This window comes from Thioalkalivibrio sp. ALMg13-2 (genome assembly GCF_000381185.1).
Classification (GTDB): Bacteria; Pseudomonadota; Gammaproteobacteria; order Ectothiorhodospirales; family Ectothiorhodospiraceae; genus Thioalkalivibrio; species Thioalkalivibrio versutus.
In genome coordinates, this window is sequence record NZ_KB906142.1 from 1 (window position 1) to 7,506 (window position 7,506).

The 7,506-nt window shown below is 62.9% G+C and carries 7 protein-coding genes and 3 pseudogenes; 5 read left to right on the top strand and 5 right to left on the bottom strand.

From position 1 onward, the window contains the following. From F618_RS0114160 to F618_RS0114170, 3 genes and pseudogenes are all read left to right on the top strand, one after another. Positions 1-260: integrase core domain-containing protein (locus F618_RS0114160; RefSeq protein ID WP_019568954.1), on the top strand; the 260-nt coding region annotated here is incomplete at its 5' end. Between the two features lie 9 nt (positions 261-269). Continuing rightward, positions 270-572 (top strand): annotated as a pseudogene (locus F618_RS16480) (transposase); the annotation flags it as partial. A gap of 407 nt (positions 573-979) precedes the next feature. Further along, the gene (locus F618_RS0114170; protein WP_019568956.1) at positions 980-1,585 is read left to right on the top strand and encodes a DUF1566 domain-containing protein; all 606 of its coding nucleotides are present in this window, start codon (positions 980-982) and stop codon (positions 1,583-1,585) included. 309 nt (positions 1,586-1,894) lie between these two features. Here F618_RS0114170 and F618_RS16685 read toward each other — a convergent pair. Then, positions 1,895-2,128: pseudogene (locus F618_RS16685) on the bottom strand (IS3 family transposase); the annotation flags it as partial. After that, positions 2,062-2,286: pseudogene (locus F618_RS16690) on the bottom strand (hypothetical protein); the annotation flags it as partial. The pseudogenes F618_RS16690 and F618_RS16685, both read right to left, overlap by 67 nt. 507 nt (positions 2,287-2,793) lie before the next feature. Between F618_RS16690 and F618_RS0114180 the strand changes: the two are divergent. Further along, on the top strand, positions 2,794-3,018 hold the full coding sequence (locus F618_RS0114180) for a hypothetical protein (RefSeq protein ID WP_019564000.1): 225 nt from the start codon (positions 2,794-2,796) through the stop codon (positions 3,016-3,018). Positions 3,019-3,595: 577 nt separating this feature from the next. Here the strand turns inward: F618_RS0114180 and F618_RS0114185 are convergent. Further along, on the bottom strand, positions 3,596-4,366 hold the full coding sequence (locus F618_RS0114185) for a bifunctional 2-polyprenyl-6-hydroxyphenol methylase/3-demethylubiquinol 3-O-methyltransferase UbiG (RefSeq protein ID WP_017941043.1): 771 nt from the start codon (positions 4,364-4,366) through the stop codon (positions 3,596-3,598). Between the two features lie 153 nt (positions 4,367-4,519). Here F618_RS0114185 and F618_RS0114190 point away from each other — a divergent pair, with 153 nt between their 5' ends. Then, positions 4,520-5,950: a PLP-dependent aminotransferase family protein gene (locus tag F618_RS0114190; protein WP_019568957.1), complete on the top strand. Its 1,431-nt coding sequence runs from the start codon at positions 4,520-4,522 to the stop codon at positions 5,948-5,950. 341 nt (positions 5,951-6,291) lie between these two features. Here F618_RS0114190 and F618_RS0114195 read toward each other — a convergent pair whose 3' ends face one another. Beyond that, a complete protein-coding gene (locus F618_RS0114195) occupies positions 6,292-7,143 on the bottom strand; it encodes a GGDEF domain-containing protein (RefSeq protein ID WP_038071722.1) in 852 nt (283 codons plus the stop codon). Beyond that, positions 7,130-7,506: integrase core domain-containing protein (locus F618_RS0114200; RefSeq protein WP_019568959.1), on the bottom strand; the 377-nt coding region annotated here is incomplete at its 5' end. The genes F618_RS0114200 and F618_RS0114195, both read right to left, overlap by 14 nt.

A 7,506-nucleotide genomic window follows, 5' to 3' on the forward strand; every position in this document is an offset into this window, starting at 1 on the left:
AGATCCAGGCGAGCATGAGTCGCCGGGGTAACTGCTGGGACAATGCCGTCGTCGAGCGCTTCTTCCTGAGCCTCAAGACGGAACGCGTCTGGCAGCGTCGCTACGCGAACCACGGCGAGGCGCGGCGGGATATCGCGGACTACATCGCTCGGTTCTACAACACCGTTCGCATCCACTCGACGCTGGGCTACCTGCCTCCCAGCGTCTACGAGCAACCAACGGCAGCCAATCCACCTAACGCGGTGTCCGAAATCACTTGACCACCACACCAGACACCACCGGACCGTTACCGAGTCATTGATGAGCCGGCCCTGCTGGATGCGTTGGAGGTCGGGTCCGTAACCGAGCTGAGAGAGTGTCATCGTTTGTGGGTGGAGGTGGCGCTGGCCTCGGATCGCGCCAGTCGGGATGAGTGGTGGACGGCGGCCGTCGCGGTAGGGGACCGGTCGTATGTGGACGAAGTGCACCGGGCGTTGGGGGTCCGGTCGCCGGGGCGCCACGTTGAACAGACGGGGGATACCGCATGGGTGCGCGACGATGGGGCGAGTTATGGGGTTGATCAACGGTTTTGACGGCGAAATGGGGCGGATAAGCCTCTAGAAAGGGCGGTTGGCGCGATATAAATCCATGAAGTCAGTAGGTTGTCGTGGTCCGACCCCGTCGCCTAGTCGCCTATGTCTTCTCGCAGATTACGATCAACGGTTATTGGTAATAAACTGGTCAAATTTATGTTTGTGTTTGCAGTTGCTATTCCCGTCGGGTTTGTGCGTCGTCTGCCTTTGATCGTGGTGAGAAGGGAAGCCTTGACTATGCACGTGCTTAGTTGGCGGAACTTGAAAAGGCAAGGTTTGGCCCCGGCGGCTTGAAAAAGGTTGGCAAGGGGGGGGGTGATTAGGCCAATAGATAAGATATAAATCAGCCGTTTTAGAAAATAGCACTTAAGCGAGCAGTTAAAATAAAAACGAGATAAGGAGATACCATGTCGGGAAAAAGTAATGCTTTGGGGGTTTCGGTTCTGGCGGCTTCGGTCGTGCTCGCTGTATCGGCTTGCGGGGGAGGAGGCGCGCCCGACGAAGAGATCTCGAAGATCGACGCCGAGGGTAATGTTCTCGCGGCTGATGCGGAATCGTGGCAATGCCTGCGCGATAACACCCAGGACATGATCTGGGACGCGCGATCGGACGAAGAAGGGAGCTTCACCTATCGCGGAAACACCTACACCTGGTACGAGCCGGATCTCGAGGGACGAGAGGGCGACGAAGGTACGAAAAATGGGGGTGAGTGCCAAGGCAGTCGCTGTGATACTTCGGGTCTTGCCGAGGTAATGAACGAAGCCCAGTATTGCGGAAAGGACAACTGGCGACTGCCCACTTTGCTTGACCTCGGGGGATTCGCGGAAACCTTGCCGTTTGGGACGGAACCCCTGATGGCAATCAACCCCTATGGGGGCGGTGAGGTCTGGAGTTCCACCGAGGCAGCGCACAACACGTGGTTGGCTTGGCCGCGATCTACTCACTCGACCCGCCGACCCGGCCCCAGATCCAAAGGCTACGCCTCCGGCGTGATTTTGGTCGCGGACGACTGATAAGAAAACAGACGGAAAAGATTCCCGTCTAAAGCCCCGGACCTGATCGGCGGTGGCGCAGAGTGCATGCCTTCATGCAATGAGCGCCCCACATCATCCGGGGCTTATTTTTGTCGTCGATTGCGGTGGCTATCCATTCCCCCGCTTCGGAAACACGCGCCCCGAGACTGAATTCAGGCGGTATTGAGTGATGGCCCCGTCGACGATGCTTTCGGCGACCCGCACCGCGTCTTCCGCAGACAACGCGAACCACTCGCGCGGGCGGTATCTGTCAAGGTAGATGTCACCTGAAAGGGATGCAGGGGCTGGTTAATCGCTCTCGGCTTGTTCAGGGTGCAGATGAACCTGCTCGGGCCACCCGAAGTCCCGGACGTTACCGGCCCAGCGTTCGGGGCGTGCTTGACGGGCGCGCTCATAGGTGGCTCGCCTGCGGGCAAGGACGTGGGTCGCTTCGCCCGAGTGTCGCTGGGCCGGTGTCACGTAGTGGAGTGCGCTGTGGCGGTGCTCGTGGTTGTACCAGGCCACGAACCGGTGCATCCACTCGCGGGCGTCATTAGCTCACAGGCGAGCGCGCCGGCCTCGGCCTCGTAGACCTCGTGGCCTACGATCTTGCGGCTGAACACATCGACGATGGGGTGGAGATACCACCAGGTCCCGCAGGCTGGACCGGGCAGCCACGAGATGTCCCAGCTCCACAGCCGGTTCGGCGCATCGGCGGCGTGAGTCGTCGGCGGCCGCGTGCTCTCGGGGCCTTCTAGCGCCCACGATACCTCGCTCGCGAGCCTGTTTCCGCCAGTTCTACAAACTCGCCGTGGAGACCCCTTCGGGCTCCGCCACCTCGAGCACCGTCAGGTTCATCGGCGGGGCCAGCTTGCGCAGCACCGCCTCCTTGCGCTCCTCGAAATACTGCTTCATACGTCGTCACCTCTGGGCTTGGATCAGGTGACAACTACGTTGACCGATAGGGGTTCTCGCGCCGCATAAAAAACGGATAACTATGTTGACAAACACCGGAGCGCGGCGGCCGGAAAGTGGGTTCTTCTTCCGATTGGGGCCTTGATTTTTCCGATCGGCGTTTTTCACGGGTTCTGTCGATGGCTTGATTTCACAGTTTCTATCTACGAGAATATTATCTACACACGAAGCATTTAATTCGTGTGCTCACCCACCCACCACGCGTTGCTTATCTAAAATATAAGGAAGCCACCATGAAAAGGATTTTTGCTGTCGCCATCATCTCCGCCTTTGTTCTCGCCCTGGCGGCGTGCTCCGAGCCGCTGACTCCTGAAGGCCAGGAGCTGAAGGATTCCCTGACTTCTGAGGAGCTCCAGCACATCGAGGCCGCCGCCAAACGGGAAGGGGTCGACGTGAATCAGGCCCTCAATGAGGCAGCCGCAATGGTAGGCGGCGCTCAGCGTTTCGACGACTTCTGATCGCGGCCCCTTGAAGCTTGGCGCCCGCAGAGGAAACGGAAGGGGTAACAGGGTCGGACCGCGATAACGTGCGGAAAATGCGAAGGAAACCGCTCTAGAAAGGGCGCGCTTCGAGTTTAAAGCGGTCATTTCGGCCATCAAATGGGCATTCCAGGGAGGGAAGTCATGCCGCGGGCGAATCGCCATCATCTGCCGGGAAGGGCGTGAACCGCCCCGGGTTTCCCGGAGACTCGTTGGTTGGGGTCACGCCACCTGGTGAGCTATGGGCTCAGAGATCTCCTTTTGCCTCTGGAAGTTTCCGGCGGAAGGCAAAAGGCAAGGTGTGACCCCGGCGTCCTTCCGCGGATGGAGTGGAACAGCGGCTTCTGCAGGGCGGCTTCTCGATCGATGGTTGGGTACAAACCCTTGCGCGGCCGCTTGCCGGGATGCGGGGTATCGAACCGTTGCGGCCGGGAGACGGTGAATGCGCATTCGTCGTCGAGGCGGCGACCCGGAATGTCGACGCGGCCGAAAGCCCCGGGCCGCCTGTGCGGCCCGGGGCGGGTGGGCGTCCAGGGAGTGGGGGCGCCGGCGGGGATTAGCTGCGTGGGCGGTAGGCAACCTGCTGGATGAAGTCGACGTTGTCGCGCTCGTAGGGGCTGGCGAAGTCGCCGAAGCGGGAAACGTTAATGAAGCCCGCGTCTTCCAGCAGGTGGGAGACGTAGTCCTGGCGCAGCGGATACATGTTGAGCTGGAAGTGAGCCCCATCCGGGAACTTGTACTCGAAACGCGCGAGCTGGCGGTTGAGTTCGCCGGGATAGGCATCCACGCCCTTGCCAGTGTAGTAGTGCTGGTGTGTCGAGCTGAAGCCGTTGTCGAGCATCGAATCGTAGTTGCGGTGATCCAGGATGATCATGCCGCCGGGACGCAGCGCCCGGAAGAAGGCGTGCATCGCGTCGCGTCGGGCCTCGTGGTCGAACAGGTGGGTAAACGAGTTGCCCAGGCACACGAGCGCGTCGAAGCGCTCTTCGCCCAATTGCCGGTCCAGCTGTACCCAGTCCGCCACCTGGGTGTGGGCAAAGGTGACCCCGAGGCGCTGCGCGTTCTCGCGCGTCTTGGCCAGCATGTTCTCGGAACCGTCGGTGGCGGTGACGACGAGACCGGAACGGGCCAGGTTGATCGCGTTGAAGCCGGTGCCGCAGGCGACGTCGGCGACTTCGCGGCCGCCGGCGTTCTTCACCAGGCGCTCGTAGAAACCGCCTTCGGATTCCGTGCGGCCTTCCCAGCCGACCAGGTCGTCCCAGTAGTCGACAAAGTCGGCGGTGTACTGGCCATACTGGTTCCCGGTGTCGAGGTTCTGAATACTCATGCAGTGCTCCTTGGTTGCGCGGCAGCGCGCCGCTGATACCGATACAGCCTACGTGGGGCCTGCCCATCCATACAGATGTAGTAGAGTGGCGAATGAACCGGTACAGATACGCAGCTTTCATAACTGTGCCGGTCGCTTCGGGAGGTAACTGTGATGGAAGGGCCGCTGGGGCATCGCTACGAGGCCGTGGCCAGGGCACTTGAGGCGGCGATCGAGGCGGGCGTTCACGGGCCCGGTGACCGGTTGCCCGGGGTCCGTAAGCTCGCGGCCCAATTCGGGGTGAGTGTGTCCACGGTGGTGGCCGCCGAACATCTGCTGGAGGACCGCGGCCTGATCGAGGCCCGGCCCCGTTCGGGCTATTACGTGCGTCGTCACCCCTGGGAACCACCGGAGCGTCCGGCGCCCTCCAGTCCCGCTAATGAACCGGTGCCGGTGACCAGTCAGGCGCTGGTGCTGCGGGTGGTTCAGGCGGCCGGGGAGCCCGGCATGGTCCAGCTGGGTGCCGCGGTTCCACACGCGGATTTCCTGCCCGCGCGCGGTCTGCGGCGAGCCTTTGCCGGGGTCCCGGCGCGCTGGGGTGGTCGGGAGCTGGATTACGCGTTTCCGCCCGGGCCGTACGAGCTGCGCCAGCAGATTGCGCGGCGTATGGCGGATGCCGGTTGCCAGATCACGCCGGAGGAGGTGGTCGTCACCAATGGTGCGCAGGAAGCGCTGACGCTCTCGTTGCGGGCGGTGACGGAGCCCGGCGACGTGGTGGCGATCGAGTCGCCCACCTTCTACGGCTTGCTGCAGGCGATCGAGGCCCTGGGGTTGCGGGCACTGGAGATCCCAACCGATCCGGACGAAGGCATTGCGCCCGAGGCCTTGGCCCTGGCGCTGGATCAGTGGCCGGTGAAGGCCGCCTTGCTGATGCCTAACTTTGGCAATCCACTGGGGCATCGCGCCAGCGACGAGCGCAAGCGCGCTCTGGTGGAGCTACTGGAGGACCGCGGCGTGCCTCTGATCGAGGACGACGTATACGGAGACCTGGCTTTCGAGGCGCCCCGGCCGTGGGCGGCACGGGCTTTCGAGACCCGGGGCGGGGTGCTCTACTGCGGCTCTTTCTCCAAGACCCTGTCGCCGGGGTTGCGGGTCGGGTGGGCGGTGCCCGGGCGCTTCCGCGACCGGGTGGAGTACCTCAAGTACTCCGGCAGCTCTTCCACGCCCGCCTGGCCGGGGTTCGCGGTGGCTGATTTTCTGGAGCGCGGCGGCTATGACCGCTACCTGCGCCGAGTTCGGGGAGACTACGCCCGCGCGGTGGATCGCGTGAGCCGGGCGGTGGCCCGGTATTTCCCGCCCGGGACACGCCAGACCCGGCCAACGGGTGGTTTCGTACTCTGGTTGGAGCTCCCGGAGGCAGTGGATGCGCTGGCGCTTTACCGCCGAGCGCTGGACGAGGGGATCAGTATCGCGCCGGGCCCCCTTTTTTCGCCTTCCGGAAAATTCCGTCACCACGTGCGCCTGAACTGTGCCCAGCCCTGGGATGCGCGGCTCGAACGCGCTCTGGCTCGTCTTGGCACAATGGCCGGGGAAGCCGTTGCCTGACGCCCAGAAACGGAAATCGCACAGGGGCTCTGGGGGCAGGCCTTGCCTTTTCCTCGAGGCTTCCGGTGGATGGCAAAAGGCAAGGTCCGACCCCGACGTCTGCGCGCAGTTGCACGCGAAAGGTCGAATCGGCGGGCGTCTCGGACATGGGGCGCGGTTTCGAGGGATAAGCCGTTCATTTTGACAATCCGCGCACGCGGGGCGGCGTATGCCGCAGGCCAGACCTGGGCCCCTGCCTGCCATGTACGGCCAACAGCCAGAGGCAAGGTCTGAAACCCGGGAGTCGACGCCGCAGCTCGGTCGCCGGAAAATAAACCGCTCGCCTTTTCGCAGTGCGGTCTTTAAAGCAAGGCGACCCGGTTGCGGCCGGATTCTTTGGCGCTGTACAGCGCATCCTCGACGCGCTTGAGCAGACTGCGGGGCGATTCATCGGGACGGTACTCCGTGACTCCGAGGCTTGCCGTGACCTGCTCCTGTATCGGGAATCGAGTCCGGGCCAACAGGGCACGCAGGGTCTCGGCCAAGGCCCCGGCGTCCTCTGCTTTGGTCTCCGGCAGGAGTGCAAGAAACTCTTCGCCGCCCCAGCGTATCAGCACGTCGCTGCCGCGCAGATTGGCTTCCAGCGTGTCCGCTACCTGGCACAGGATTTGGTCACCGGTTGCATGACCATGACGGTCGTTAACCGACTTGAAGTGGTCGATATCACACATGATCAAGCTCAACGGCGACCCGTAACGGCGGGCGCGTTGGACTTCGAGCGGCAGCAATTCATCGAATGCCCCCCAGCTCATGAGGCCGGTCAGGCTGTCATGGTGGGCCTGATGATGCAGCTCGGCTTCGATCTGTTTGCGGGCAGAGATGTCGAAGCCGGTCCCGGTCAGACAGGGTTGTCCGTTGAGTTCTACCCGCAGACCGGTGAAGTAGTAGGGGATGTACGCCCCGGACGCACCGCGCATGGCTGCCTCGACGTCGGCCGAGCCGGTTTCGAAGACGCGACTGATCGCCTGGGCCACACGAGGCTGATCCTCGCCGGCGAAGAGATCCACGGCATTGATGCGGTTCAGTTCGTTGCCCTCCAGGCCGGTCACCCGCTTGAAGTTGTCGTTCCAGCGGATGAAACGACTGGTGTCATCCAGCACACAGAACACGGCGGGCAGGCCGTCTGTCGACTTCCCCCAATTAGGTCCACGCATAACTAGAGGTTTCCGGGGTGTGTAACTGCCGGTATTCGACCGGCGTCAGGTCCCCCAGCGCGTCGTGAGGGATGGTTTCGTTGTAGTCCTGCAGCCACTGCTCGGTGTGTTCCCGGACTTCGGTCAGCGTTCGGAAGACGTAGAGGTCCAGGACCCCGCGGCGGTAGCTGCCGTTGAACCGTTCGATGAAGCCGTTCTGCATCGGTTTGCCCGGCTGGATGAAGCTCAGTTCCACGCCGCGCTGGTCGGCCCAGTCGGCGATCGCGGCCGAGACGAACTCGGGGCCATTATCGAGCCGGAGCTGCTGCGGATAGCCCCGCCAGGCGGCAATACGCTCCAGCACCCGGATCACACGGGGTGCGG

Excerpts from the sequence above, each read along its gene's own strand:
- F618_RS0114185 (WP_017941043.1), bottom strand. The coding sequence starts at position 4,366 with ATGAGTATTCAGAACCTCGACACCGGGAACCAGTATGGCCAGTACACC.
- F618_RS0114195 (WP_038071722.1), bottom strand. The coding sequence starts at position 7,143 with ATGCGTGGACCTAATTGGGGGAAGTCGACAGACGGCCTGCCCGCCGTG.
- F618_RS0114180 (WP_019564000.1), top strand. The coding sequence starts at position 2,794 with ATGAAAAGGATTTTTGCTGTCGCCATCATCTCCGCCTTTGTTCTCGCC.
- F618_RS0114170 (WP_019568956.1), top strand. The coding sequence starts at position 980 with ATGTCGGGAAAAAGTAATGCTTTGGGGGTTTCGGTTCTGGCGGCTTCG.
- F618_RS0114190 (WP_019568957.1), top strand. The coding sequence starts at position 4,520 with ATGGAAGGGCCGCTGGGGCATCGCTACGAGGCCGTGGCCAGGGCACTT.